At 40.1% G+C, this 26119-nt stretch carries 31 protein-coding genes; 20 read left to right on the forward strand and 11 right to left on the reverse strand.

The genetic code is table 11. From position 1 onward, the window contains the following. Nucleotides 1-77 precede the first annotated feature (77 nt). Both NSQ72_RS02730 and NSQ72_RS02735 read left to right on the forward strand, forming a co-directional pair. Nucleotides 78-674, forward strand: coding sequence for a TetR/AcrR family transcriptional regulator (locus NSQ72_RS02730; RefSeq protein ID WP_445285733.1), 597 nt, complete (start codon nucleotides 78-80; stop codon nucleotides 672-674). 79 nt (nucleotides 675-753) lie between these two features. After that, a complete protein-coding gene (locus tag NSQ72_RS02735; RefSeq protein WP_059376082.1) occupies nucleotides 754-2193 on the forward strand; it encodes a DHA2 family efflux MFS transporter permease subunit in 1440 nt (479 codons plus the stop codon). 139 nt (nucleotides 2194-2332) lie between these two features. On the opposite strand, the gene NSQ72_RS02740 is transcribed toward NSQ72_RS02735, so the two are convergent. The 3 genes from NSQ72_RS02740 to NSQ72_RS02750 all read right to left on the reverse strand — a co-directional run bounded on the left by NSQ72_RS02740 (nucleotide 2333) and on the right by NSQ72_RS02750 (nucleotide 6177). Further along, nucleotides 2333-3640, reverse strand: coding sequence for an aspartate aminotransferase family protein (locus tag NSQ72_RS02740; protein WP_341083220.1), 1308 nt, complete (start codon nucleotides 3638-3640; stop codon nucleotides 2333-2335). A 248-nt stretch (nucleotides 3641-3888) separates the two neighbouring features. Then, nucleotides 3889-5022, reverse strand: coding sequence for an aminotransferase (locus NSQ72_RS02745; RefSeq protein ID WP_341083221.1), 1134 nt, complete (start codon nucleotides 5020-5022; stop codon nucleotides 3889-3891). 99 nt (nucleotides 5023-5121) lie between these two features. Next, a complete protein-coding gene (locus tag NSQ72_RS02750) occupies nucleotides 5122-6177 on the reverse strand; it encodes an ornithine cyclodeaminase family protein (protein WP_341083222.1) in 1056 nt (351 codons plus the stop codon). Between the two features lie 394 nt (nucleotides 6178-6571). Between NSQ72_RS02750 and NSQ72_RS02755 the strand changes: the two genes are divergently transcribed. The 5 genes from NSQ72_RS02755 (at nucleotide 6572) to NSQ72_RS02780 (ending at nucleotide 11979) form a co-directional block, all read left to right on the forward strand. Then, on the forward strand, nucleotides 6572-7453 hold the full coding sequence (locus tag NSQ72_RS02755; protein ID WP_039176759.1) for a LysR family transcriptional regulator: 882 nt from the start codon (nucleotides 6572-6574) through the stop codon (nucleotides 7451-7453). Between the two features lie 308 nt (nucleotides 7454-7761). After that, nucleotides 7762-8655 (forward strand): alpha/beta hydrolase, encoded by an 894-nt coding sequence (locus tag NSQ72_RS02760; protein ID WP_039176762.1) that lies wholly within the window; start codon nucleotides 7762-7764, stop codon nucleotides 8653-8655. A 140-nt stretch (nucleotides 8656-8795) separates the two neighbouring features. Beyond that, nucleotides 8796-9173, forward strand: a complete 378-nt coding sequence (locus NSQ72_RS02765) for an MmcQ/YjbR family DNA-binding protein (protein ID WP_341083223.1) — start codon at nucleotides 8796-8798, stop codon at nucleotides 9171-9173. 112 nt (nucleotides 9174-9285) lie between these two features. Then, nucleotides 9286-10047 carry an SDR family NAD(P)-dependent oxidoreductase gene (locus NSQ72_RS02770; RefSeq protein WP_341083224.1) on the forward strand — a complete coding sequence of 254 codons (762 nt, stop codon included), beginning with the start codon at nucleotides 9286-9288 and terminating at the stop codon, nucleotides 10045-10047. Between the two features lie 783 nt (nucleotides 10048-10830). Beyond that, nucleotides 10831-11979: a type II asparaginase gene (locus tag NSQ72_RS02780; protein ID WP_144495816.1), complete on the forward strand. Its 1149-nt coding sequence runs from the start codon at nucleotides 10831-10833 to the stop codon at nucleotides 11977-11979. 35 nt (nucleotides 11980-12014) lie between these two features. On the opposite strand, the gene NSQ72_RS02785 is transcribed toward NSQ72_RS02780, so the two are convergent. Continuing rightward, complete coding sequence (locus tag NSQ72_RS02785) at nucleotides 12015-12908, reverse strand: alpha/beta fold hydrolase (RefSeq protein ID WP_341083226.1); 894 nt, start codon at nucleotides 12906-12908, stop codon at nucleotides 12015-12017. 56 nt (nucleotides 12909-12964) lie between these two features. After that, nucleotides 12965-13417, reverse strand: a complete 453-nt coding sequence (locus tag NSQ72_RS02790) for a MarR family winged helix-turn-helix transcriptional regulator (protein ID WP_039176776.1) — start codon at nucleotides 13415-13417, stop codon at nucleotides 12965-12967. A 308-nt stretch (nucleotides 13418-13725) separates the two neighbouring features. On the opposite strand from NSQ72_RS02790, the gene NSQ72_RS02795 reads away from it, so the two are divergent. The 3 genes from NSQ72_RS02795 to NSQ72_RS02805 all read left to right on the forward strand — a co-directional run bounded on the left by NSQ72_RS02795 (nucleotide 13726) and on the right by NSQ72_RS02805 (nucleotide 16491). Beyond that, the gene (locus NSQ72_RS02795) at nucleotides 13726-14331 is read left to right on the forward strand and encodes a TetR/AcrR family transcriptional regulator (RefSeq protein ID WP_341083227.1); all 606 of its coding nucleotides are present in this window, start codon (nucleotides 13726-13728) and stop codon (nucleotides 14329-14331) included. Between the two features lie 31 nt (nucleotides 14332-14362). Next, the gene (locus NSQ72_RS02800; RefSeq protein WP_058837406.1) at nucleotides 14363-15565 is read left to right on the forward strand and encodes an MFS transporter; all 1203 of its coding nucleotides are present in this window, start codon (nucleotides 14363-14365) and stop codon (nucleotides 15563-15565) included. A 140-nt stretch (nucleotides 15566-15705) separates the two neighbouring features. Continuing rightward, a complete protein-coding gene (locus tag NSQ72_RS02805; protein ID WP_341083228.1) occupies nucleotides 15706-16491 on the forward strand; it encodes a GNAT family N-acetyltransferase in 786 nt (261 codons plus the stop codon). Here NSQ72_RS02805 and NSQ72_RS02810 read toward each other — a convergent pair. Then, nucleotides 16486-16959: a GNAT family N-acetyltransferase gene (locus NSQ72_RS02810; protein ID WP_341083229.1), complete on the reverse strand. Its 474-nt coding sequence runs from the start codon at nucleotides 16957-16959 to the stop codon at nucleotides 16486-16488. The genes NSQ72_RS02805 and NSQ72_RS02810 overlap by 6 nt on opposite strands. Nucleotides 16960-17013: 54 nt before the next feature. Here NSQ72_RS02810 and NSQ72_RS02815 point away from each other — a divergent pair, with 54 nt between their 5' ends. Then, on the forward strand, nucleotides 17014-17283 hold the full coding sequence (locus NSQ72_RS02815; RefSeq protein ID WP_268473331.1) for a YesK-like family protein: 270 nt from the start codon (nucleotides 17014-17016) through the stop codon (nucleotides 17281-17283). On the opposite strand, the gene NSQ72_RS02820 is transcribed toward NSQ72_RS02815, so the two are convergent. The 3 genes from NSQ72_RS02820 to NSQ72_RS02830 form a co-directional block, all read right to left on the reverse strand. Beyond that, on the reverse strand, nucleotides 17280-17819 hold the full coding sequence (locus NSQ72_RS02820; protein WP_039176793.1) for a GNAT family N-acetyltransferase: 540 nt from the start codon (nucleotides 17817-17819) through the stop codon (nucleotides 17280-17282). The genes NSQ72_RS02815 and NSQ72_RS02820 overlap by 4 nt on opposite strands. After that, on the reverse strand, nucleotides 17816-18211 hold the full coding sequence (locus tag NSQ72_RS02825; RefSeq protein WP_039176795.1) for a VOC family protein: 396 nt from the start codon (nucleotides 18209-18211) through the stop codon (nucleotides 17816-17818). Before NSQ72_RS02825 ends, NSQ72_RS02820 begins: the two co-directional genes overlap by 4 nt. Before the next feature lie 68 nt (nucleotides 18212-18279). Further along, nucleotides 18280-18903: a GNAT family N-acetyltransferase gene (locus NSQ72_RS02830; RefSeq protein ID WP_047204138.1), complete on the reverse strand. Its 624-nt coding sequence runs from the start codon at nucleotides 18901-18903 to the stop codon at nucleotides 18280-18282. Between the two features lie 148 nt (nucleotides 18904-19051). On the opposite strand from NSQ72_RS02830, the gene NSQ72_RS02835 reads away from it, so the two are divergent. From NSQ72_RS02835 to NSQ72_RS02860, 6 genes are all read left to right on the forward strand, one after another. After that, complete coding sequence (locus NSQ72_RS02835) at nucleotides 19052-19603, forward strand: TetR/AcrR family transcriptional regulator (RefSeq protein WP_048240359.1); 552 nt, start codon at nucleotides 19052-19054, stop codon at nucleotides 19601-19603. Nucleotides 19604-19688: 85 nt separating this feature from the next. Further along, nucleotides 19689-20231: a dihydrofolate reductase family protein gene (locus tag NSQ72_RS02840; protein ID WP_341083231.1), complete on the forward strand. Its 543-nt coding sequence runs from the start codon at nucleotides 19689-19691 to the stop codon at nucleotides 20229-20231. Between the two features lie 108 nt (nucleotides 20232-20339). Beyond that, nucleotides 20340-20813 carry a MarR family winged helix-turn-helix transcriptional regulator gene (locus NSQ72_RS02845; protein ID WP_059376106.1) on the forward strand — a complete coding sequence of 158 codons (474 nt, stop codon included), beginning with the start codon at nucleotides 20340-20342 and terminating at the stop codon, nucleotides 20811-20813. Further along, on the forward strand, nucleotides 20797-21420 hold the full coding sequence (locus NSQ72_RS02850) for a nitroreductase family protein (RefSeq protein WP_341083232.1): 624 nt from the start codon (nucleotides 20797-20799) through the stop codon (nucleotides 21418-21420). Before NSQ72_RS02845 ends, NSQ72_RS02850 begins: the two co-directional genes overlap by 17 nt. Before the next feature lie 17 nt (nucleotides 21421-21437). Then, complete coding sequence (locus tag NSQ72_RS02855) at nucleotides 21438-22490, forward strand: LLM class flavin-dependent oxidoreductase (RefSeq protein WP_058837413.1); 1053 nt, start codon at nucleotides 21438-21440, stop codon at nucleotides 22488-22490. A 350-nt stretch (nucleotides 22491-22840) separates the two neighbouring features. Continuing rightward, a complete protein-coding gene (locus tag NSQ72_RS02860) occupies nucleotides 22841-23134 on the forward strand; it encodes a hypothetical protein (protein ID WP_341083233.1) in 294 nt (97 codons plus the stop codon). A gap of 33 nt (nucleotides 23135-23167) precedes the next feature. On the opposite strand, the gene NSQ72_RS02865 is transcribed toward NSQ72_RS02860, so the two are convergent. After that, entirely contained in the window at nucleotides 23168-23731 is a 564-nt protein-coding gene (locus NSQ72_RS02865) for a helix-turn-helix domain-containing protein (protein ID WP_106025655.1), read from the reverse strand. Between the two features lie 110 nt (nucleotides 23732-23841). On the opposite strand from NSQ72_RS02865, the gene NSQ72_RS02870 reads away from it, so the two are divergent. Continuing rightward, entirely contained in the window at nucleotides 23842-24429 is a 588-nt protein-coding gene (locus NSQ72_RS02870) for a LysE family transporter (protein WP_064498152.1), read from the forward strand. 4 nt (nucleotides 24430-24433) lie between these two features. Here NSQ72_RS02870 and NSQ72_RS02875 read toward each other — a convergent pair whose 3' ends face one another. After that, nucleotides 24434-24985, reverse strand: coding sequence for a GNAT family N-acetyltransferase (locus NSQ72_RS02875; protein WP_228280282.1), 552 nt, complete (start codon nucleotides 24983-24985; stop codon nucleotides 24434-24436). Nucleotides 24986-25109: 124 nt separating this feature from the next. On the opposite strand from NSQ72_RS02875, the gene NSQ72_RS02880 reads away from it, so the two are divergent. Beyond that, nucleotides 25110-25295, forward strand: a complete 186-nt coding sequence (locus NSQ72_RS02880; RefSeq protein ID WP_034665964.1) for a CsbD family protein — start codon at nucleotides 25110-25112, stop codon at nucleotides 25293-25295. Nucleotides 25296-25443: 148 nt separating this feature from the next. Beyond that, nucleotides 25444-26106, forward strand: coding sequence for an O-methyltransferase (locus tag NSQ72_RS02885; protein WP_341083234.1), 663 nt, complete (start codon nucleotides 25444-25446; stop codon nucleotides 26104-26106). Nucleotides 26107-26119 lie beyond the last annotated feature (13 nt).

Below are 26119 nucleotides of genomic sequence, written 5' to 3' on the forward strand. Positions count from 1 at the left end.
AAGATAATATCGGGACAATTGTCCTAAGAAAAACCTAAAGTGTTTTGATTTAACACATAGAGATGAGTGTCATGTGGATGAAGGTAAAGAAGGTGTGTATGGTGGAAAAGGATATTGGTGAGGAAATTGAAGAGATCGCATTCTCCTTGTTTCAAGAATTTGGTGTAGAAAATGTCAGCATGCATAAAATTGCGAAAACAGCTGGTGTTGGACAGGGTACTTTATACCGCCGCTACGCCAATAAAAGTGATCTGTGCCTTTCTATCCTTGGGGAGAAATTTGAACAGCTGATCCCAGCTTTGCATCTTTACTTGAGCAAAATAAGTGATCAGCCGGTTCGTGAACGTTTACGCTATGTTCTCGAAGAAATTCATCTGATCGTCGGTCACCATTTAGACTGGATTCGGATGCTCACAATCTCTGGGAATTTAGAGCAGACAAGTAAAGTGTATGATAGTCATTACAGTCAATCACTCAGACAAATCATTCGTGAATTGCTTGAAGAAGCGAGAGAAAAGGGAGAAGCGAATATACAGGATATAGAACTGACAACGCTATGTATGTCTTCTCCAATGACGCCTGAGCTCATGTTTTATATACATGAATCTGGCTATTCGATCGACAAAATTGCTCAATTTGCTGCAGAAAAACAGATTTTATCCGTCTTTCAATAGACATGAAAGTGGCTCATTTCTGACCACCCTGACTTCCTAAGGTTCATCTAAATTGAAAAAGAAAAGGAGCCAACTTAATATGAACAAACAGCAAGCAGCAGCTTCTGAAATTCGAACGCTGCCCATTATTATTTCTTTTATCACAGCTGGATTTATTGGCCTGTTCAGTGAAACGGCATTAAACATGGCGCTGAGAAGTTTAACGTTAGACTTTGGAATTGAAGCGACGACTGCTCAGTGGCTGACAACAGGATATTTATTAACACTTGGTATTCTCGTACCGATTTCAGGACTCATTCTTCAATGGTTTACGACAAGGCAGCTTTTCATTACGTCGCTCGTCTTTTCGATCATCGGAACATTTATTGCGGCGGTTGCCCCGGTCTTTAGTATTTTAATGGTAGCACGTGTCGTGCAGGCAGTCGGTACAGCATTGCTTCTGCCATTGATGTTTAATACGATTTTGGTCATCATCCCGCCTCATAAACGAGGCCGATCAATGGGGATTATTGGTCTTGTGATTATGTTTGCACCAGCTGTCGGCCCGACAGTCTCTGGCCTTATTTTGAAATCGTTGACTTGGCATTGGATTTTCTGGATTTCACTTCCTTTATTAATGGCTGCACTTGTTTTTGGTTTTATTTTTATGCAAAATATTACAGAACCAACAAGACCGAAAATCGACATCTTATCGATTGTGCTTTCAACCATTGGTTTCGGTGGAATAGTATATGGCTTTAGCAGTGCCGGTGAAGGCGGCGGCTGGAGCAGTATGCATGTCATCGTTGCAATTGTAGTTGGTGTCATAGGGATTCTCGTGTTCTCTTTAAGACAGTTGAACATGAAAGAACCAATGCTGAACTTAAGCCCGTTTAAATATCCGATGTTTGTCATTGGGTTACTTCTGATTTTAGTGTGTATGATGGTAATGCTGTCTGCTATGATGATTTTGCCATTGTATCTGCAAACGTCCTTGGCGCTTTCTACATTTACAGCAGGTTTAATGCTGTTGCCAGGTGGAATTATCAACGGACTGCTATCTCCAATCATGGGGGGGCTATTTGATAAGTTTGGTCCAAAATGGCTTGTCATTCCAGGTCTTGTCATTGTCGCAGCGACGATGTTTGGCTTTACGAATCTAAGTGTGAATACGTCAATTGGATTCATTGTAACCCTTCATATTACCTTAATGATCGGAATCGCAATGATCATGATGCCTGCTCAAACCAATGGATTAAATCAGCTTCCGCCAGAGCTATATCCGCATGGTACAGCGATTATGAATACCTTGCAGCAAGTGTCAGGAGCTATTGGTACTGCGATCGGTATCTCGATCCTTTCATCAGGAACTCGCAGCTTTATGGAAAATGTATCTGATCCCGCAAATCCGGTGAATCAGCTGCTCGCCTTTACAAATGGTGTCCAGCATGCATTTATCTTTGCTGTGATCATGACCGTCATTGGATTGATTATTGCTTTCTTCATTAAACGAGTGAAGGTAGAACAGCAAGTATCATAAGAGAAATGAAAAGCACTGAGGACATAGCGCCGCAGTGCTTTTTTTCAATAAATTAGTCTTTCATCAAATAATGATATCATTAAATATGAAAAAAAGAGTCGTACATAGAATAGCGGTGAATACTCGAAACGGCTTCTACTTAATATTCTTTCTCAAATTGGTGCAATGCCTTTTCTAATTTTGAAAGCCCATCGTCAATCTGTTCTTTTGTGACGGTCAGAGGAGGGATCATTCTAATCACTTCTCCTTCGTTACCGCATAAGTAAAAGAGAACTCCCTGCTCAAGGGAATAATCTAAAATCTTCATGACGGCGCTTCCATCGGGTTTTTTTGTTTTTGGGTTTATCATTTCAATTCCAATCATTAAGCCTACCGAGCGTATCTCTCCAATGATCGGGTGATTTTTTTTCATTTGTTTTAGTTTTTCAGCAGCATATTGACCAACCACTTTTGCATTATCTAGTAATCTTTCTTCTTTCATTATTTCAAGAGTGGTCAACGCTACCGAACAGGCAATTGGATTTCCACCGAACGTTGTTCCATGACTTCCAGCAGGCCATTTGCTCATCAGTTCTTTTGAAGCTACTGTGGCACTTAAAGGTAGACCAGAAGCTATTCCTTTAGCGATAGCCATAATGTCTGGGGTGACTTCAAATGTCTGAGCAGCAAACCACTCCCCTGTGCGTCCAAAGCCAGTTTGTACTTCATCAAAAATAAGCAGTATACCATGCTGATCGCATATTTCGCGGATCTTTTTCAGCCACCCTTTAGGAGGGATGATGTAGCCGCCTTCTCCCAATACAGGTTCTAATATGACGCAGGCTACTTCTTCAGGTGTCACTTGGTGTTTAAATAATTCTTCAAAATGTTTTTCTAATTCGTTAATGCAGAAAGTTTCTGGGTCTTTACCTTCGGGGCATGCCTGCATATTAGCGTAAGGCAGATGATAAGTCAGGTGAGACGGATTTATATATTTTCTATATTTACTTTTTGATGTTGATACGCTTAAAGCACCTAAAGAACGGCCATGAAAGCACCCCGTAAAAGAAATAGCATAAGGTCTCTTTGTTGCATATTTAGCCAATTTTAAAGCTCCCTCAATTGCTTCAGCGCCACTATTGGCAAAGAAAAAACAATTTAAATCTCCTGGCAGAATTTCACCTAGAGATTTGGCCAGCTTTAAAATAGATTCATACATAATGACTCCCGAAGGGCCATGAGTTAATTGATCTGCTGCATCCTTGATACTTTGTACGATTTTAGGATGGCGATGTCCTGTATTAGCTACTGCAATCCCGGAAGTAAAATCTAAATAGGTTTTCCCATCCAGCCCGTAGTAATAACAACCTTCTTCTTTTACCACAGGTAAGTTTGGATGATCTTTGGCCATGCTAGGTGCTAAATAATCACTCATGTTCTCAACTAAGGAACTCCAGTTGTTGCTCATAAAATCTCCCCCCTTAAGCTTTTTACACCTCTACCTTTCCTCTGTTGCAGGTGTAGAATAACACGAAAATAATTAACTGAAAATTTTAACTTATTTATGGTAACTATTGATTAATGATGTGAGATAATCTGACAAGATGAGGTTTTTAAATATCTTTTAACTTTACAAAAAAACCGAACTAACCATTATTGGCAGTTCGGTTTTTTGTACGATCAGATATTCCAAATATTTATCTTAATGGTTTTTAATCAGCTATTTACTTTAAGGGTACGCAAATATTCAGAGAATTTCTCAAGACCTGCTTTTAATACATCTGTTGAACATGCGTAACCGATACGAACGTATCCTTCCATATCAAAGCAAGAACCTGGCGTTAAGAATGTGCCATTCGTTTTAAATAGGTCAACGCAAAATTCTTCTGATGAAACAGGGTAATCGTATTTCAGCATAGATGTTGTGCCTGCACGTGGCTTTACGTAGGAGATTGAAGGTTCGTTTTGAACCCACTCATCTAAAATAGCCAGATTATCTTTGATAATTTTGCGGCTTCTCCCTAGGACTTTGTCGTAGTTTTTAAGAGCATGAACGGCTAACATATCGTCAAGCACACCACAGCTGATTGTTGTGTAATCACGGTGTTTTATGCATTCAGCGATCACATCACTTGGACCTGCAATCCAGCCAAGGCGCAAGCCGGCTAATGAAAATACTTTTGACATACTTGATGTACTGATTCCTTTTTCATATAAATCAGCAACAGATGGCACAACAAGGTTATCTTCCTGTAATAGGTTTCTGTATACTTCGTCGCACAGCAAGTAAGCATCACATGAGCGTGCAATTTCTACAATTTCTTCAAGCATTTCTCTCTCAATAATAGCACCTGAAGGATTATTCGGATTGTTGATAATAATCAATTTTGTTTTTTCGTTAATCAGAGACTTTAATTCGTTTAGATCCGGCAGGAAGTTATTTTCTGGTCTCAATGGCAGCAGATCTACATTCGCGCCAAATGAAGCAGGCACATCATATAACTGCTGGTATGTTGGGTGTACAGCAATTACATGATCTCCTGGCTCAATAAGAGAATAGAGCACTAAGAAGTTTGCACCAATAGCTCCATTCATGACAAGTATATTATCAGCTTCAACTGTCTCATACAGGCCAGATACTAAGCTTTTAAACTCTGGAGATCCTTCAATATGTCCGTATGTTAATTTTTTCTTTCCGACTTCATTGAAAAAATCTGCCGGATTTGTGCCGTCGATTCCAATCAACTCATTTACAGTGAAAGATTCAACACATGTTTCCGCGATATTATAAACGGCCTCTTGCTCGTATAAATTCATCCAATGTTCTACAGCAAATGTTTTAATATTCATCCTATTAACTCCTCTGTAAGTATTATTTATTTTTTGATACGTAGTCTTTTGATAAAGAATACTCTCTAAAATCTGCTTATTTAAACGGCTATCGATCAGTTACAGCTTTGTCGACATCCCGATTTGTTTTTCTTCTGCCTGTTCTAGAACATAGCTCGCTGTCAATAGATCTTGAAGAGAGATGCCTGTACTGTAAAAAACTGTGATATCTTCTGGAGAAATGCGTCCTGGTGCTTGATTTGTAATCACTCCTCCAATTTCCGAAATGATGCTATCTTTTGCGATGATGCCTTTTTTAAATGCAGTTTCAAATTCTCCTACCGTAACAGACTGTTCATGGTCATCAACGAATATGCGAGCATCAGTTAAAATATTTTCATCAATTTCCTGTTTTCCTGCCATGTCTGCACCCACACATGAAAAATGAGTACCTGGCATTACCCATTCTTTTAGAATAATTGGTTGGCGTGCTGGAGTAGCTGTAATAATAATATCTGCACTTCTCGTAGCTGTTTCAATATCATTAACCGGCGTATACTCAATCTCTATCTTTTGAAGCATTTCTTCATAAACTTCCGGGTTTTGTTCTTTAGTTTGAGCTAACAGCTCTTTTAACTTGCCTTTGATGTCTGCGCAAAACTGACCAGCTCGGTCAAATGAATGAGCATTATACACTCGAACTCTTTTGATATGGTTCATTGTCATTAAAACAGCTAAGATTTGATAAGCCGCAACATGACCTGATCCTACCATAAGCAATTCTTCTGAATCTTTTCTTGCTAAATATTTAGCTCCAATTCCACCAGCTGCTCCGGTGCGCATCATGGTCATATACTCACCGCTCAAGATACCGATTGGAAGGCCTGTACGGCTGTCAAGAACTAAGACAGTTCCAACAACAGCAGGAAGGTTTTTAGAAGGGTTGTCACCGAACCAGGAAACAAGTTTTAAACCGAAAATGCCTGCTCCTGACAATTCTCCTGATTTAATATCCATGTCCGCTTTACCAGGTTCGAACTCGTGAAACACCATTGGGAATAAAGAAGCTTCTTTATTTTCTTTTAAGACGTAAGCTTTTTCTACGATATCGATTACAATTTTCATATCAAGAATAGCTTTGATATCTTCATGATTTAATACTTTAAATGGGTACATAATATTCTCCCTTTCCCTTACTTCGTTAAGCTCTTTATCAAATCTATCACAGGATGAAACAAGCTAAAAATTAATTAATTTAATAGTATGCATTAGAAAACTTTAGCGATATATCATAACCTTAAGAGTAAGGAGATGATTTGGTTTTTTATTGGTATTTTAAATTAGGCGATTCAATAGTTACCAATAAAAAATGAATGATTCGTATCAAACTTTTAGATTTTCTCGTTAAAATTTTTGATATAATGATTTGATTGCTATTCTCTTCAGAGCATCTTGTCTATGGGGTTATATGGTTAACCTTATATCCTATGTGAAAGATGATTATTTTATATACTTTTGGTTAGGAGCTTTTGTAGGCTATAAAAAACATAGATAGTGAGATGAAGGTTAAATGGAACTCAGGAATCTAAAAACTTTTCAAGTAGTAGCCAATGAATTGAATATGACCAAAGCTGCAAAGATCTTAAAATATACTCAACCCACTATTACTTTGCAAATTCAAGTATTAGAAAGGGAACTAAACCATTCTCTATTCACCCGTATTGGAAAAAAAACGTTTTTGACGCCTGCTGGAAAAAAATTAAAGCAGCATACAGATAGATTATTTGAATTAATGGAATATATGGAAAGAGACATGGAAGAGTTAAATGGTCCTTCCGGAAGTCTAACTGTGACAGCTTCAGAATATTATTGTACGAATCACCTTTCCCTACTGCTTAGTTCTTATACAAAATTGCATAAACAAGTTAAGCTGCGCCTCATGCCAGCAAACAGCCTTATAGCTGTCGATAAAATTTTAAATAATGAAGCAGATATTGGGATTGTTGCAGGGGAAGTTGATTCCTCAGAATTAGAAAAGTTTGTTTTAGAAAGGGAAAAGGCGGTGTTGGTTGTCTCCGCCGATCTTACAAAAAACCGCTCTAAAGAAGAGATTATAGAATCTTTTCCGTTTCTTGCTTATCATGAACATTGCGGTTTTAGCTCAATTACAGAGCAGTGTTTTTCTGAAATTAACACCCGTCCATCTTCTATCATTGAATGCGGGGGAAGTGATGAAACGATTAGGCGGGCAGTTTTAAATAAAACCGGAATCGCCTTGCTTGGTGAAAATATGATTAAAGAAGAATTAGCAGAGGGTATTCTTATCCCATTGCATTACTGTGAAAAACCAATTGAAACATCTGTCGTATATTTAAGAAGTCGTTCAGAAGGACCAACCATTCAATCTTTCTGTGAATTGCTCAAAGAAACTTGGTTTGCAGTTACAGATTGATCATTTTTTCTTAAAAATTATTTATTTTTATAGGTTTTCAGCTGTGATATAAAAATGAGTTTTCCCGTTTTACATTGAACATGGAAAACTCGTTTTCTTCTTTTTTCATTCTCTTAGTATCGTGTGTTAAATTCAGTGTGTTACTTAGCTTTATTGATTAGTTTTAGCTAATAAACGTATACCTTCTTCAATGTCTTCTCTTTTTTATTTTGATTAATCCAGTAAGGTGCTGCTGATTCAGTAGAAGGAAAAGAGGAAAAAGGAACGAATGAGTTAAGAAGAAATGAATAAGATAGGAGTCTGAGATCATGAACTTAGAAGAACAAATCAAAATCGCTGCTTCATTACGCCAGCCATCTGAAGGTTCATTAGCAAGTCAATCGGAACTAAAGCCAGTAAATCCTCCTGATGTGAACAAAATGGAATATGACATTCCAACAAGTGCTGGCGAAACAAAGGTGTGGGTGTTTAAGCCAGTGAACACATCAAAGCAGCCACTTCCTGTTTTTGTGAATTTACATGGTGGCGGATTTATCATGGGCAGTGCTGAAATGGATAATCCATGGTGTCCAGTCATTGCAGACCGGGCGCAATGTATCGTGGTCAATGTCGAGTATCAGCTTGCTCCTGAGCACCCTTTCCCAGCGGCTCTTCATGAATGCTACGATGTACTGAAGTGGCTGTATGAACACCCTGACGAGCTTCAAATCGATCGGAATGCATTAGCCGTTGGCGGACATAGTGCAGGAGGAAATTTGGCAACGGCTGCTTGTCTATTGAATATTCAAAAAGGAAATACACTCCCAATTGTTTATCAGGTGCTTGATTATCCGCCGCTTGATCTAGCCACTGATCCAGCAGAAAAGCCAGCGTTTGATGAAGCGATTCCAGTTGAATTGGCGAGACTCTTTAATTCCTTCTATCTGCAAGGCCAAGATCCGCGCAATCCGCTCGTTTCTCCGGTTTTTGCAGATCGTACATCCTTGGCACAAATGCCTCCAGCTCTCGTCATCACAGCAGAGAAGGATTCGCTGGCTGAAGAAGCTGAGCAATATGCTGCCAAGTTAAAAGAAGCTGGGATAGACGTCACGTATAAACAATTTAAAGGAGTTCCACACGGCTTCACGCACGCCGGAGATTTAGCCATAGCTGAAGAAGCTTGGCATTTAATGGGGGATCAACTAAAGAAGGCGTTTGAATAAAAAAAGCAGAGTGATTCAAAAGCACAGGAGACAAAGGGCCTGTGCTTTTCTTATTGTTTCTGAAAAAAAGCGTCAGATATCTTTCCTCATTGTCGATATAATAGAAAAAATAGATGATTTCTAAAAAAGGAGCTAATGAAATGAAAAAAGAACAGCTGCAGGCATTTTGTCTTTCCTTAAAAGGAACAACCCATGATTATCAACCTGAGTGGCAGGCAGATCGTTATCATATTGGCGGAAAGATGTTTGCTATGATGGGGGGAGATGCGAATCGAAAGCCTGTCATCACTTTAAAATGTGATCCTCTTCGTGCTGAAGAACTAAGAGAGATGCATGAAGGAATTATCCCTGGCTACTATATGAATAAGACTCATTGGAATTCCATTTACCTTGATGCAGACATTCCATCCTCATTTGTAGAGGAGTTAATCGAACATTCCTATCAATTGGTTTTTCAGAAATTATCAAAAAAATCTCAGCATGACATCCTCCAAAATGATTCAAAAAGAAGTAACTGAGGAGCTGTATCTAAGTTGACATGATGCCCTTTGACTCTCTTCAAAATTGACTTGAGTGAAACGCTGTCGTTATAATTTAACCAGTTAGAAGACGCGAATAGGGGGATATAAAATGGGCTATACAGTCATTACAGGAGCAAGCTCAGGTATTGGATATGAGGCGGCTCTCGCATTTGCAGCACGAGGGAAAAATCTTATATTAGCTGCACGCCGGCTCAATAAACTCCAAGAATTGAAGAAAAAGATTCATGATCAATATCCCGATATCACAGTAGTCATACAGTCAGTTGATTTAACAAACATAGAGCAAGTGTATTCATTTTATGAATCATTGTCAGATTATGAACTGGATACGTTCATTAATAATGCAGGGTTTGGTCATTTTGGCTCTATAGGAGAACAAGATTTAAGTAAAATTGGGGATATGCTTCATCTGAATATCGAAGCATTAACGATTCTATCCACCTTATTTGTTCGTGATTATGAGCAAGTAGAGGGAGCTCAGCTCATTAACATTTCTTCACGAGCAGGCTATACAGTCGTTGGCAATGCCGTCACCTATTCAGCAACGAAGTTTTACGTGAGCGCCTTTACAGAAGGACTGGCCCTAGAATTGAAAGAAAAAGGTGCCAAATTACAGGCAAAAGTATTAGCGCCATCCGCGACAGAATCAGAATTTGCAAAGCGTTCATTGGATGTAGACGAATTTGAATATGAAGGCAATTTCAAGAAATATCATACATCAAAAGAAATGGCTGCTTGTATGCTTGAGCTTTATGACAGTGAAAAAACAGTCGGTATTGTGGACGGAAAGACATTCGAATTTGAATTGAAAGATCTAATCTTTTCACACGCAGGTGCAATGAAGAAATAACGATTCCCATCACTGAGGTAGATATCCTCAGTGATTTTTTTATGGCATGATTGACTGTGTGGTCAAGCATAGGAGGTATGTAACAAGATATATACCCTTCGTCTCTATTTAGAACAGGAGCTTGTACGTCCTGCGCATTAGGTATTTTTTTCATGCATCCTTTGATAAAACAAGGAATCACAGGTCCAGTAGATAAGACTGCTCATGATGATGATGGGGAAAGATGCCTGGCTCCCAATACCATCAATGAAAAAAAGCATGACAACCATTGCAATTAGTAAATAAGCAGCTAAATAAAGAGGATGAAAAGCCTTTGGCTGCAAAGAAAACAATAACTGCAAAGGAACCGCAAAGACGAAATAATAAACAAAAAAGATAGGAATGTAAAATACCAGAAACGCAGGCTCAGCTTGAATAGGTGGAAATAAGCAGACAAACAAGCCGAGTAAAGTAGAGCTGATGAATAGTGTGATAAGGATTTTGTGAAAGGGTAGAAGTGAATGCAAAATGTATACTCCTTTTTTGTAAAATTTACTATATTTTATCATAAATTCAGTAACAAGCATCGGTTATTTTTAAAATACGCCACCGTCAATACTCAATTTAATTACAGCAAATTTAGGTATTAAGAATTGAAGAAACTCTTAATATCATGCCCCTTTTACCTTTATTTGGTTCTATATCTTTAGCCTCATGCCGATGAATGAAGGTATGGTATAAAGTAAAGTCTATAGAAAGAGATTTAGCCATGAAATCCATCAAATGAGGAAAAGAGATGATCCAATGAACATGACAAAATGGTTAGGTGCTGTCCTTCTTTCTGTTTTATTACTAGTGACAGCAGCTTGTGCGAACACAGGCACTCAAGAGAATAGTCAAAGCGAAAAAGAAAACGTATCCAGTGAAACAAAAGAGAAAAACAATGCAGTTGAAACAGGGAATAAGTCCTTATCAAATATTAAGGTATTAGCCACAGGCGGGACGATTGCTGGCAGTTCAGACAGTGATACAGATACGACGGGCTATAAATCTGGTGCACTTGGCATCGATAAAGTCATTGCTTCAGTTCCACAGCTGAAGGATATTGCAAATGTCACTGGTGAGCAGGTTGCGAATGTTGGAAGTGAAAATGTTGATGACGCTCTTCTTTTAAAATTAGCCAAACGAGTCAATGAGCTATTAAAAGATGATCAAGTGGATGGCATTGTCATCACGCATGGAACAGATACACTTGAAGAAACAGCTTACTTTTTAAATCTGGTGGTCAAAAGTGATAAGCCTGTTGTGGTTGTTGGCTCAATGAGACCAGCATCGGCTATCAGTGCAGATGGCCCGCTTAACTTGTATCAGGCGGTGAAAATTGCATCCACCAAAGAAGCGAAGGGCAAAGGGGTCATGGTCACATTAAATGATCGAATTGCATCAGCTCGTTTTGTTACGAAAACAAACACAACCACAACTGATGCCTTCAAGTCAATTGAGCAAGGATACATCGGAGTAGTTACTGGTGAAGTGGTGTCCTTTTATAACGAACCGACAAGAAAACATACAATTGAAAGCGATTTTGATGTATCGAAGATAAAAGAATTGCCACAAGTTGATATTTTATACGGCTATCAAAATGATCAAAAATATATGTATGATGCTGCAGTAAAAGCAGGAGCAAAAGGGATTGTTGTAGCCGCAGCAGGAAATGGAACGATGTCAACAGAAGCCATCAAAGGAGCAACAGATGCAGTGAAAAAAGATGTGGTTCTCGTGCGATCAAGCCGTACGGGTAATGGAATTGTCACCCATGAAAAAACGGATGATGAACATCACTTTGTGTCGTCTGATTCATTAAACCCGCAAAAAGCACGTATTCTGCTCATGCTTGCACTGACGAAGACAAAGGATCCAGATAAAGTGCAGAGGTATTATGAACAATATTAATAAAGAAAAAGACCCGAGTCATATCGGGTCTTTTTTCATGCAAGTTTCTGATGTTCAGCCCGCTCCTTTAAAGAGCGTAATATATTTCGCCAAATATCGTCTACATCAGTAAGAAAGTGCCCTGCTTGATCTATATAATGCGTTTTGACGTTTGGAATCGCCTGAGCTATTTTTTCTATTTCTACAAATGGAGCCATCGTATCTTCTTTTCCATGCCAGACATCAACAGGGATTTGAATATCTTTCATATCGAATGCCCATGGTTTCGAAAGTAAAATGGGTTCACGAATACACTCATCCACCGATTGACGAGTCGCTTCGTGTAAATGTGTCATCATCATTTCTAACTGCTCATCGGTTTGAAGGAATTGCCGATCCCACGGATGTAAATGCTTGTTCCCGTTTTTGGCCAGCTTCTTAAATTTCTCTGGTTTGTTCTCAATCATTTTTTTCTGGGAACGATAGCTTGTTTTCAATAGCCAAGGAAACTTCTTACTAAGGAAAAAGGCTAATTTATTTTCTTTCAGCATGCTTTTCGGCGGTTTTCCGTCCTGAAAAGGGGTTGTACTTGAGATCAGAGCGGCTGAAAGGACGCGATCCGGCAATTGATAGGCACAACCAGCAGCAAATGCACCGCCTCCAGATACACCCATCACTGAAAAATGTTGAATGCCAAGATCATCTGCCACTTCCTGCACGTCTTTTGCCCAGTCTAAAATTGTGCGGTCAGGTAGTGGGGTGGATAAACCAAATCCAGGTCGATCCAAACAGATGAGACGAATGCCGAGCTTTTGAGAGATTGGATCATCATCTAAAAACATCACTCTTGATCCAGGTGTTCCATGAAAAAAGAAAATTGGAAACCCCTCAAGATCACCGTATTGAGTCAAACCGATGTGCCGGCCATCTTGTAAATGAATGCTTCTCATATTTTCAACCCCTTAATAGTTTAGTTAACTTAAATGTTGGGGAGAGAAACACCGTATTAAGGCGCTTCTTTCGCAATCTGATAGATTTTTTCGTATAGAGATAGTAATGTTTTTAAATCTTCTTTTGGAAGCTTTGCATAATATTTTTGAATTAGGTGCAATTGAATGTCTTCTGTATTCTTGTGATAGTCATGGCCCTTTTGAGCACAATCAACAATGATTTCTCTTCGGTTATGCGGATTAATTTCTCGTGTGACATAGCCGAGCTGCTCAAGCCTTGATACAAGCTGGCTAGCTGCGCTGGCAGAAATCGAAAAGTAATCAGCTAATTCATTGATCGTTCTCGTTTTCGTACGCAGCAACTCAAGCGTCAGCTCTTGCTTGGCTGATAAATCTGCATACTCATGTTTTAAAAATCGCTGATACTCTTCTACATAAATAGAGCCTAGAGCATTCGAGTATTCAATGATTTTTTTACTGTAATGAATAATTTCTTCATCCAATGACATCACCTCTATTCTATTATAGGCAATCTTTATATTTAAGTGAAGTTAAATATAAAGGGAAATTAAATGAATGATGAACACGTAGTAGGCCAAGGCAGACATGAAAAGGTCGCAGAAGAAAAATGCGTATAAGTCTTTTTTGGTGATAGCGCAGATGACTGTTTTGTTTGTTCTCACATGAATTACGCCTTATGAATCGATGCCTTTTTCATTGTATTATGAGGAAAATCCATTTATAATAAAAAAATAAACCAACTGGTCGGTTTTATTTTGTCCGCATTAAGAAATGCAGGAGAAAGGGATTGTGACACATGACAAGTACACAAAGCGGGGCTGGAAAGAGTGAGAAGACGAAGCAAAAAATCGTCACCGCTTCTCGTGATTTATTTGCGAAAAAAGGTTATTCAGAAACATCCGTGCGCGATATTTTAGAGGCTGCTGAGGTGAGTAAAGGCAATCTCTATCATCATTTCAAAGGAAAAGAGTTTTTGTTTCTTCATATTATGGAAGAGGATCATCGTTTGATGATGGAAACGTGGTATGAGGAAAAGAAAACACTGAACCGAGCTATTGAAAAGCTTGCCGGGTTTGCAGAGCTGCTCAGTCAAATGGGGATTAATTACCCATTAATGAGAGCGAGTGAGGAATTTTGTGCCAGCGCCTTTACATCAGACGAAGTCATGGAACGGCTGAACAAGATTGATGTCGATTTTGATGATGTGATGAGAGATATCTTACTTGAGGGAAATGAAGATGGCAGCTGGTCGATCCAGCATGTGGAGTCAAAAGTGAAAATATTACTTTCCGTTTTTTATGGATTAGACGTGTTATATAAAAATGACACCATTGAGCAGAAGAAAGAGTTAAAAAAAGAGGCGATCTCATTGTTTATTCACGGAATCAACCATCATGAGTAACAAGTGAGTCAGTAAAGGGGAAACAAACATCATGCAAAAACCGATTCGTGAGCAAAAAGCAGTACTCGTTATTTTATTGAGTAATATATTTATTGCGTTTTTAGGCATTGGTCTCATTATTCCTGTCATGCCGCTATTCATGAATGTCATGCATCTAACAGGGAGTACGATGGGATACCTTGTGGCGGCGTTTGCCGTTGCTCAGCTCATCGCATCACCGATTGCAGGGAGATGGGTAGACCGCTACGGAAGAAAGATTATGATTGTGTCTGGACTGTTCCTATTCGCGTTATCAGAACTCGTTTTTGGTCTTGGAACACACGTGTACGTTCTTTATGTTGCAAGGCTTCTAGGCGGAATTAGTGCGGCATTTATCATGCCTGCTGTCACTGCGTATGTCGCAGATATTACGACCGTTCAAGAAAGATCAAAGGCGATGGGCTATGTTTCTGCGGCCATTAGTACTGGTTTTATCATTGGTCCGGGAATTGGCGGGTTTATTGCAGAATACGGCGTACGCCTGCCATTCTTCTTTGCAGCAGGGATTGCGTTTATTGCCGTCATTTCGTCTATGTTTATGCTGAAGGAGCCTTTAACAAAAGAAGAGCGAGAGAAGCAAATGAATGAAGTGAAAGAATCGACTTTCTTTAAAGATTTGAAAAAATCGATTCATCCAAGCTACCTCATCGCCTTTATCATTGTATTTGTCCTCGCATTTGGATTATCTGCATATGAAACAGTCTTTAGCTTGTTCACAAATCATAAGTTTGGTTTTGGTCCAAAAGATATTGCCGTGATCATTACCGTCAGCTCGATTGTAGCAGTCATCATCCAAGTACTTGTGTTTGGTAAACTGGTAAATACCCTAGGAGAAAAAAGAGTCATTCAGCTATGTCTGATTATCGGGGCTGTCCTTGCTTTCGTTTCAACCGTTGTGTCAGGCTTTTTGGTTGTCTTGATTGTCACATGTGTCATTTTCCTTGCGTTTGATTTATTGCGTCCAGCATTAACGACCTTCTTATCCAAAATCGCTGGCAACCAGCAAGGATTTGTCGCAGGAATGAACTCTACCTACACAAGCCTAGGTACGATTTTCGGGCCGGCACTTGGCGGCATCTTATTCGACCAAAATATTCACTTCCCATTTTTATTCGCAGGTGTTGTCTTATTTCTTGGATTAGGCTTAACCCTGATTTGGAAGGGAAAAGTAACAGAAGAGGCAGCGGCAGAATAATGTCATGCAGAAGTAAGAGACCTTTTAACTAAGGTCTCTTTTTTAAATTCCGCGATTGATGCAGAAGAATTCCTTTTGCTAAAAAGAGTCCTGTATGTCAGTAGCTTTTTCTTTATAATGGAAGGGGAGGAGGAAAAATCATGCAACTCTTGGAGCGGCAAAAGATACCATCAATGAAAAAAGGAATTAGGCAGATCGATCCGGCATATCCAGTGTTTGTAGATGCAGTCATGGATGGCATGATACAAGGACATCTTTATGTAGATGATGAAGCGCATCCGCTTGTATATTTTCTCGAAGCTTCATGCGGCATTTATTATGTGGCAGGAAGGAGTGAAGCGGAGCTGTTACGCTGTTCAGCCTTCATTGTGGATGTGTACGAAAGGCAGAAAAGACAAAATGCCCGGTTCACCATATTTTCAGCAAATCCATCAGCAGATGCGATGATGAAAAAATGTCTTGGGTCACATTTGAATGAGATGAAAAGACATGCGTACGTTTATTCACAGGCACATTCTCATGTCTCTGCGCCTTATCTAGGCTATAGAGTAGAGCGGACAAATGAGCAGGTGATGACTGCAAGCAGGGCTTTTCCTCCTAGCTATTACGAAGCCTATTGGGGAGAAACAACTCGCTTTCTATCAAAGGGAATCGGGATTGCCATTTTAGATGGAGAGAACGTGGTGAGTGAGTGTGTCTCTATTTTTTCAAGTGAGGATCGTGCAGAGATAGATATTTGGACAGATGAGACTTATCGAGGAAAAGGTTTGGCGCTGCTGGCAGCTCAGCATATGATCAGCATCTGTCATGAAAAAAAGAGGACACCGCATTGGGATTGCGATGTCCATCACCTAGCTTCAATCAAACTAGCAGAGAAGTTAGGCTTTCAGAGGATCAAAACCTATCGATTGTTTTATGGTTCATGATGAGAAGGTCTTGAGATACCAAGCATCCATTGCAGAATGCTCGGAGCCTTCAAGCGGTTCTGAAAGAAGAGAAAAGCCGTATCGCTGATAAAGGCCTATAGCCGCTGTTAATTCCCGGCGGGTTTCTAAATAACACGCTTCGTAGTATGTAGAGGCATATTCCAGCGCCGTATCCATCAGTTTTTTGCCCGCACCTTTTCCTTGTGCTTTTGGACTTAAATAAAGCTTTTGTAATTCACATACTCCATTTGTGAATGGAGCAATCCCTACACCACCCACAATCTCACCATGCTCTTCAGCAATCCAATAGGCTGCATGAGTCAATGATTGATAGTATTCGAAAAGATGGTCAAGCTGGGGGTCAGTGTAGGCTGTTCCTTCAATTGCTAGATTCGCTGATTCTAGTGACTGGCGGATAATCGCTGCGATATACGGATTGTCTTTTTGCTCGATGGGTCTAATGTTCATTTGAAGTACCTCCGTTGTCATGGGATCAAAAAAGAGAAAGGGAGTTGATATTATATGTTCTGGCTGCAAACCGCCATTTTTACAATGGTTGTATTGTGTCTCTCATGGTGGGCAGGGAAAAGAAGCCGGCAGCGCCATGCGGGGTTCATTGTCCCTATATGCTTGATTTTATTTGGTTTGGTTTTATTGATTGTTAGTCTCTTTATTGGTAGATGGGAAGGCATGGCGCTCAGTCTATCAAGCGTCTCTATCGTTCTCTCTTCCATCATTTGTTTAATCATCGTCACTGGGATTCAATTTTTTAAAAAAGATGACCCTTCTTAAGCAGGAGCATCTGTATTCATCATGTTTTTATATTCTTCACGAAGGATGCCCATGATGATGACATCTGAGTATGTACCGTTGAAATAGAGCGCTTGGCGTCTTTTGCCTTCATATTGAAATCCGGCTTTCTCATAGCTTCGAAAGGCCCTTGGATTGTGGGAAAAGACTTCAAGCTCAAGACGGTTGAGTTCTAATGTGTCAAAGGCAAATGCTTGAACCATCCGAACAGCTTCAGTGCCATAGCCCTTTTGAAAATGCTCCGGCCCGTGAAGCGCAATGCGGAAGCTTGCCGTATGATTGATTGGATCAATGTCCACAATCGCCGCATCTCCAATCATCTCTTTCGTATCCAGCAGACAAATGGCGAAATCTCGTCTGCTGTCATCCTGCAAAAAACGGGTATAGGCGGATCGAATTTCTTCTAGTGTGAACGTTTTTCGTGTACCAGTCATATGAAGTGTTTCTGCATGCTGACACCCTCTTTGAATACCAGGATAATCTTGCTCTTCAATCGGTCTCAAAAATATACGAGTCATGACGGATCACCCTCCTCTATATATCGAGAGATTTCAATTAAATTCAGATCAGGATCACGGATATAAACAGATTCAATTGGACCTAATGTACCGGTACGTCTGACCGGTCCCTCTTCAATCGGGACCACTTGCTTCCGGAGGTGCAGCAGCAAACTGTCCATGTCTAAATCGGTGATAAAGCACAAATCATGAGATCCAGGAAGAGGATGAGCCGCTTTTGGCTCAAATTCATGACCAGCTTCATGAAGGTTGATCTTCTGTAAACCAAAACGAAGCGCTTTACGGCCTTCACCAAAAGTTTCTTCCTTCATTCCTAATACGTTCGTATAAAAGCGAATGGTTTCCTCCATATGTTGTACAGTCAACACGATATGATCAAGTCGTCGTATCATCAGTCTCTCCTCCAAGTATGATCATTGATTGAACTGACTCTATTATATCATCACCTGAAGAGGATACCTTATTTAATCACGGTTTTATAGCTCCAGCTTTCCAAGGACATTTCCTTTCCGCGCAATACCCTTTCATCAAACTCCATCCAGCCATTTTTCCGGTAGAAATGACGATTGGCCTCGTTATGTGTAATCAGTGTGAACAGTCCGCCGCCTTGCCGGGCGATAAAGGGAAAAAGGCATTGCTTTAACATGCGGCTTCCGAGTTTTTTTCCTTGCTGGTCTTTTGCCACGACAAGTGCTTCTAAATACCAGTAAGGCTGCTTTAAGGAAGAACACGCTTTTTTTGCCTCCTTTAAAACACGGAACACATGCTGAATGGCCGATATACCGCCAGTGAAGAGCAGCTTTAACCCACCTGACAATACATAATTCATGACGCCTGGTTCAGGAAGATGCGGATGCTTTAAAAGGGCAGCAGACACAACCTTCTCGTTCTCAACCCCGACAAAACAGATTTGATGCTGAAAATACACCTTTGTATTGACCAAATGCAGCTGACGAGCGAAAGCAGAGCGCTTTGAGACCTTTTCACATAATAAGTCAAAAAATGAATAGTCCTGAAACGAATCATCTAACAACTCTGCCACTTGAGGCAGTTCATCCTCTCTGGCAAGTCTGAAATGAAGCATATGATGGCCTCCTTTTTTGAACAGATATATATTATTGAACATGTGTTGATTATAATAAGAAGTAAAGAAATCGAACATCGGCAATGGATGATAACCTGTTCATAATTAGACAGTTAGCGCCTGATTGTTCAAAAACGGAGGGGATTTCATGAAGGACAGACGAACGATCAAAACAAAAAGAGCCATTCGGGAAAGCTTCCTTGAGCTGTTAAAGGAAAAGGAAGTGCAGCAGATTACGGTATCAGAGCTATCAAGGAAAGCGGATTTAGGCAGGGGAACCTTTTATTTGCACTATCAAGATGTGTTTGATTTATATGAACAGCTTGAGAAAGAACTATTCGATCAGCTCGGTGGGTTATATGATGAAACCTTTCCAAGTCAGGATCCTCTTGATATGCTTTCCTTTTTAAACAAAACGACTGAATACTTGAAAGAGAATCAGTATATGTTGACGTTATTTGTAAAACCAAATGGCCCAACGACCAATCAATTCAAAGCCTTTTTCAAAGAAAAAATCATGAAAGAGTGGCAGCTTGATCAGCGTCCTATTACAGAGAATGAACAAATAGAGGCCTCTTTTGTCGTGTCTGGTGTAGTGGGGGTACTCGAGGAATGGATTCATGAAGAAATGACCATTGATGCCGGCAAGCTCGCGCATAAATTATACGAGCTTCTCGTCAAGGTGGAACAGGAATCGTAAAAAGGGAGAAAGTTATGTAGCCTTTGTCTTTCCTTTTTGATAAAATAGAATATATGTTCTTATTTGAAGTAAGGGAGTGGTGGGATTGAGTGAGAAAAGGAAACTGCTTTTTTATGGGGCGATGAGTATCGATGGATATTTAGCGAGAGAGGATCACCGGCTCGATTGGCTAATAGGGACAGAGGGTGAAGATGAAACGAGCTACGACACCTTTTATGCGTCAGTCGATACACTGATCATGGGGCGCAATACATATGAACAAGTTCTTCAACTGTCACCAGATGAGTTTCCTTATGAAGGAAAGACATGTTATATCATTTCACGTACGTTACAAGACAGTCTGGAAGGAACCCATATCATTCGCGAAGATGTCTTATCATTTGTGAAAAAATTAAAGAATGAAACAGGCCGGAATATTTGGATTGTCGGCGGCGGGGGACTGCTTCAATCTTTCATAAAAGAAAAATTGGTGGATGAGCTTTTTCTTCAAATCGTACCTGTCATCATTGGAAGAGGAATTCCTCTGTTTTCGCCGGCGGATCTGGAATCCAAGTTTTCATTACAGGAAGTACATCAATATAAACAAATTGCTGAAATGCATTTCACCTTAAAAGAAGAGGACCACTGAACCAAGGTGGTCTTTTTTTCATGAAACAAACTCATTGACAAGAAAATATCCTAGTGTTAGGATAAATTTATCCTAGTTTTAGGATTTATTGAAAAAGGAGTAGTTGCCATGGTGCAGCATGATCATGAATTAGATTTAAGGCTATTCCGCGTATGGATGAAAGCCTATCAAGCCCTTTTTACAAATATCCAAAAAGACATTGAACGGTATGATATCGGATTTGAAAACTTTCAGATCCTTGAATTGCTCTACAGTAAAGGGCCTCAGCCTGTTCAAAAAATCAGCGACATCTTGTCAATCCCAAGTGGAAGCATGACATATGTCGTGAACAAGCTAGAAAAACAAGAACTGGTGAAAAGGCAATGTGCGCCTTCAGATAAGCGGGTATTCCATGTACAGCTTACGGAAAAAGGGAAGCAATTGTTTGACGACATTTTCCCTAAACACACAGAGGTCATTTCGCAAAATCTATCCTTTATTGAAAAAGAAGAAAAAGAGCAGCTCATTGAATTACTAAAAAAAATCGGTTTAGGTGCAAAACAACTTCGCGAAAAGGGGAAACAAGATGACACTCAGCTTTGATACATTGGTACGTGAAAGACGATCCGCATCAAATTTTTTGCCAAATATCTCGATTTCGAGAGAAGAGCTTAACAGCATATTTGAAGAGGTCAAGCTCGCACCATCTGCTTTTAACTTACAGCACACTCAATATGTTGTTGTCCAAACAGAAGAGCTGAAAGAACAAGTAAGAGAAGCGGCATTTGGACAATATAAAGTGCACTCTGCTTCAGCAGCGATCATCGTACTCGGAGATCCAAACGCTTATGAGCACGCTGGGGACATATATGAAGGCCTGAAAATGCTAGGCATTTTAAATACGCAGCAATATGAAGAAATGGTCAGAGAGACCGTGAGCTTTTATGAGCAGAGAGGGGCAGATTTCCAGAAGGAAGAAGCGATCCGAAATGCTTCCTTATCTGCCATGCTGTTTATGCTTGCCGCTAAAAATAAAGGCTGGGATACTTGCCCGATGATCGGTTTTGATCCCGAAGCAATGAAAAATGTATTAAACATTCAATCAGATTTAGTTCCTGTGTTAATGATTACACTTGGAAAAGAAAAAGTAGAAAGCAGACAAGCGAGAGGCTATAGAAAGCCAGTTTCTGAATTTGTGACATATTTATAAGATAGGGGGTTCCAATCATGGAACTAGGAATTAGTACATTTGTCGAAACAACACCTGATTTTCAAACAGGAAAAACAGTCAGTCACGCACAGCGTATTCGAGAAGTAGTAGAAGAAATTATTTTAGCAGATCAAGTCGGTCTCGATGTATTTGGCGTAGGTGAGCATCACCGTGAGGATTTCGCCGCATCGAATCCAGCTGTCGTCTTAGCGGCTGCAGCAACACAAACAAAAAATATTCGTCTGACAAGTGCAGTGACAGTCCTTTCATCAGCAGATCCTGTACGTGTATTTCAGGATTTTGCAACGCTAGATGGACTATCAAACGGACGTGCAGAAATTATGGCAGGCCGTGGTTCATTTATTGAATCATTCCCGCTCTTTGGCTATGACCTTGATGACTATGAAGAATTATTTGAAGAAAAGCTTGATTTGCTGTTGAAGTTGCAGCAGTCAGAGCGTGTTACATGGAGCGGCAAGCATCGCCCAGCCATTCAGGATGTTGGGGTATACCCAAGGCCTGTTCAAGATCCGCTTCCGATCTGGATCGGCAGTGGAGGAAACCGTGAATCCGTCGTACGTGCTGGATTATTAGGATTACCGCTTGTACTTGCCATCATTGGCGGAAGTCCAAGACAGTTCGCACCGCTCGTTCAGCTGTACAAGCAAGCGGCAGTGCACGCTGGGCATGACCCTGAAAAATTAACTGTAGCATCACATTCTCATGGATTTGTTGCGGCAGAAACAGAGCTGGCAGCAGATCAATTTTTCCCATCCACACAGCATGTGATGAACACATTAGCGAGAGAGCGAGGCTGGGGACCTTATACTCGTTCTACGTTTGACGCAGCGAGAACTTTAGAAGGTGCGCTATATGTAGGAGATGCAGATACGGTGGCAGAGAAAGTCATTCATCTTAGAAAAAATGTAGGCATCACACGTTTTATGCTTCATGTACCGGTTGGTTCAATGCCGCATGATCAAGTGCTAAAAGCCATTGAGCTATTTGGAAAAGAAGTGGCTCCTAAAGTAAGAGAAGAGGTTGCCCGCTGGGAAGCAGAGCAAAAATAAATAAAAAGGCCGATCAAGAGAATAGGCTTGATCGGCCTTTTCTTATGCTTAAGGATCAGTGATACATGGTTTTACTGTAGGACATTTAGCAGCAGAAGCAATTGGTGTGATCGCCAAGGTGAAGAGGAAAACAATTTGAAAACAGATGAGCCATTTTTTCATGAAATCACCTCCGTTCACAATTGTTTCACTAGATTGAGATGAGGACAAAAGCATAGAAGTATGTAACACACTCTATCCAGTATAAGACAATGATATCATAATTTTCAAAAAAATGAAAAAATAAACTTACAAAAGTTCTAAATTATGGTATAGTTTATACGTTCAACAAAAAAGGGAGGGATTTTTTTATGAAAAAGGTCATATCTTCTGTTTTGGTTGGAGCAATTGTCTTAACGGGTGCTGGGGTCACAACTGCTCCAGTGGAAGCAAAGGAGCAAACAAACAGTGGAGTAACAGTTCAAGCGAATCGAACTGTCTCAGAAACAAGAACATATACGACATCAAACATCCCAGACAGTATTGTATATGCACTGGATGGCTGGGTCGGCATTTTAAAACGAACATCTATTGAAGAGTTAGGATTAGGAAAATATAGAGTCACATTTACTGGAACGGTTGTACGCGATCCGGGATTTAATTAAATAAAACACAAAGCTGACAGGTGGACAAGCCTGTCAGCTTTTTTCTTGAGGATAATAAAGAATCATTTGCATCCGTACCATTTGTTCTCCAGTTTGTTTATACGTGTGCGTCCGGTCCGCTTTAAAACGAATTGAGTCTCCGGCTTTTAAGGTGTATTGTTCATCACCAATGGATAAATCAAGGACTCCCTCAAAAACAGTGATCAATTCCTCCGTTCCCCCAATGTGTTCAGTCGCACGCAGCGACCCGCCACGATCAATTTCTACTCGGTACATTTCAAATTTCCCCCGGTCATCGAAAGGAAACGTCGTGTACACACGATAACGACCGTCGTCCTCCGTTAAAACCTGCGCATCCTCCTTGCGTACCACCTTGATTTCAGGCTGTGGTGCGTAAATGAGCTCACTAAAAGATACTTTTAATCCGTTGGCGATTTTCCATAAAGTCGTGATGGTAGGGGTTGATTCTCCTCTTTCAATTTGTCCAATCATCGTCTTGCTGACACCAGTTAATTCTGCCATCTTTTCGAGGCTTAATTTTTTTTGATCTCTAAGAAGCCTCACGTTTTTAGAAATAATCGATTGTACGTCTTCCATGAAAAAAGCTCCTTTCTCTATTTACTTTATAAAGACCGAACGTTACAATAAAACGTAATATACGCAATAAAGTAATTAAAGTCTAAATAACGTATAAGGGAGGCGGCATCTTGATTGTATCTATGTTGATCTATGCTTTTGTTAGCAGCTTTACCCCAGGGCCAAACAACATCATGGCCATGGTCTTTACGAATAAATATGGGGTCAAGCAAACATTTCGATTTTGTTTAGGTGTGGGTATCGGATTTCTCGTTATTTTGTGTTTGAGCTGCTTCTTTAATATCATTCTTTATCAAGTGATGCCGAAAATAGGCTGGGTCATGGCGTTCATCGGAGCCGCATACATGATTTATTTAGCGGTCAAAATCATGAAAAGTAAAGGCGGTGATGACGAAACACTTGATCGCTACAATCATTTTATCCCTGGTATGATGCTGCAATTTATCAACCCAAAAGCGATCTTGTATGGATTGACTGTGATTTCAACATTTGTTTTGCCATATGGACAATCTAATATGCAGTATGTCATATGGACGCTGATTCTCGCACTTATTGGTTTTCTCGGTACATTCAGCTGGAGCTTATTTGGCTCTTTGTATAAGCGCTTTTTGACTGCTTATGAAAGACCGTTCCAGTATGTGATGGGGGTGCTTCTGATATACAGTGCGATTTCGATGATATGGGGCTATGTGATGTAAGCGGTCAGGAACTTGGCCGCTGCCTGCCCATCACAACAGTATCATAATATAATCCGTCACTCAGCCGTTTATCGTTTTTTAATACACCTTCAATCAAAAAGCCATGGTTCTCATATAACCGGATGGCTTTTTTGTTCGTTTCAAGCACATGAAGAGACATCTTCTGAATGCCCTGCTGATCTGCCCAGTCAATTGAAGCGGCTAAAAGCTCTTTCCCAATGTAATAGCCCCAAACGTCCTTTTGAATGGCGACGCCAAAAGTTACTTTGTGAGCAAAGCGTTTGAGTGAATGTCCCTCACATCTTGAAAAACCGACAATCTTTCCTTCAATAGCAGCGACCAAAAATAAATGCCGGCTTTGCTTGGTATCCTCTTGAATCAAAGCCTCAAATGCTTTTTCATCAAGAAAGGCTTCGCCTTGTTCACGGTCTAAATATTCTGTTTCACCGTCGATTTTCAGTCTGAGAGCTGATAACTGTTTGGCATCGGCCATTGAAGCGGACCGAATATGATAGGTCAAGTCACGAACGGTGAATATTTTTTCAGAGATGATCATTGATGAACACCCACCCTTCTTTCCAGTATGTCTATCATACCTGAAACGTGTACATCGCACACTCAGATGTTTTGTATCTTTCAAAAAGGCTAAATGAATAGTATCAAACTTGGAGGTGGAACAAATGAGTGAAGAAAAAGGACATATGGATAAAGCGAAAGGAAAAACAAATCAAGTCAAAGGTCAAGTCAAGGAAAAGCTTGGGGAAGCAACGGATCATCAAAACCTGAAAGCAGAAGGGAAAAAGGATCAAGCAAAAGGAAAACTTCAAGATAAAAAAGGCGATGTCAAAAATAAACTGAACGAGTAGATCCGAAACCAGTGCGTTGCTCCATGTATTCATCATCACATGTCTTTCATCAAAAAAATGAATAGATGTGTGAAAAGAATTGATTATACGCTCTCACGATCATCATGTAGACTTGAGATAGAAGACATGATCAAGGGAGATGGATGAAATGGAGCACGTGTGGGAGAAAGTTGACGAGTATATCACAGACAAGTTGATTCCTAAAGATGACGTATTGGAGCAAGCCCTTACTCATAATAAGCAAGCAGGCCTGCCAGAAATTGATGTGTCACCAGCTCAAGGGAAAATGCTATATTTATTAGCAAAAACCAAGAATGCAAAGCGCATTTTAGAGATCGGGACACTCGGTGGATACAGTACCATTTGGTTGGCGCGTGCTCTTGAAGAGGATGGAGAACTCATCACATTAGAGGCTGACAGCCATCATGTACAAATCGCACAGCAAAACATCAGCAGAGCGTGCTTATCGGAACGAGTGAGCATTTTGCAAGGAAACGCATTGGATACGCTACCTCAGTTAAAAGAGAGGGGTGTGCTTCCATTCGATTTGATTTTCATTGATGCAGATAAACCGAACAACCCGAATTATCTAAAGTGGGCGTTAGATTTCTCAAAAAAGGGAACAGTCATTATTGCGGACAATGTCATCAGAAATGGAGCAGTCCTTCATGACTCTAGTGGGGATGAACGAGTGCAAGGAACTCGTGAATTTTTTGATTTACTCAAACAAGAACCGAGAATAGAGGCAACAGCGATTCAAACTGTTGGTGAAAAGGGTTATGATGGATTTGTATACGGAATCGTCAAATGAAACAAAGCTTAAC

Source organism: Bacillus sp. FSL R5-0659, from assembly GCF_038008785.1.
Classification (GTDB): domain Bacteria; phylum Bacillota; class Bacilli; order Bacillales; family Bacillaceae; genus Bacillus; species Bacillus safensis.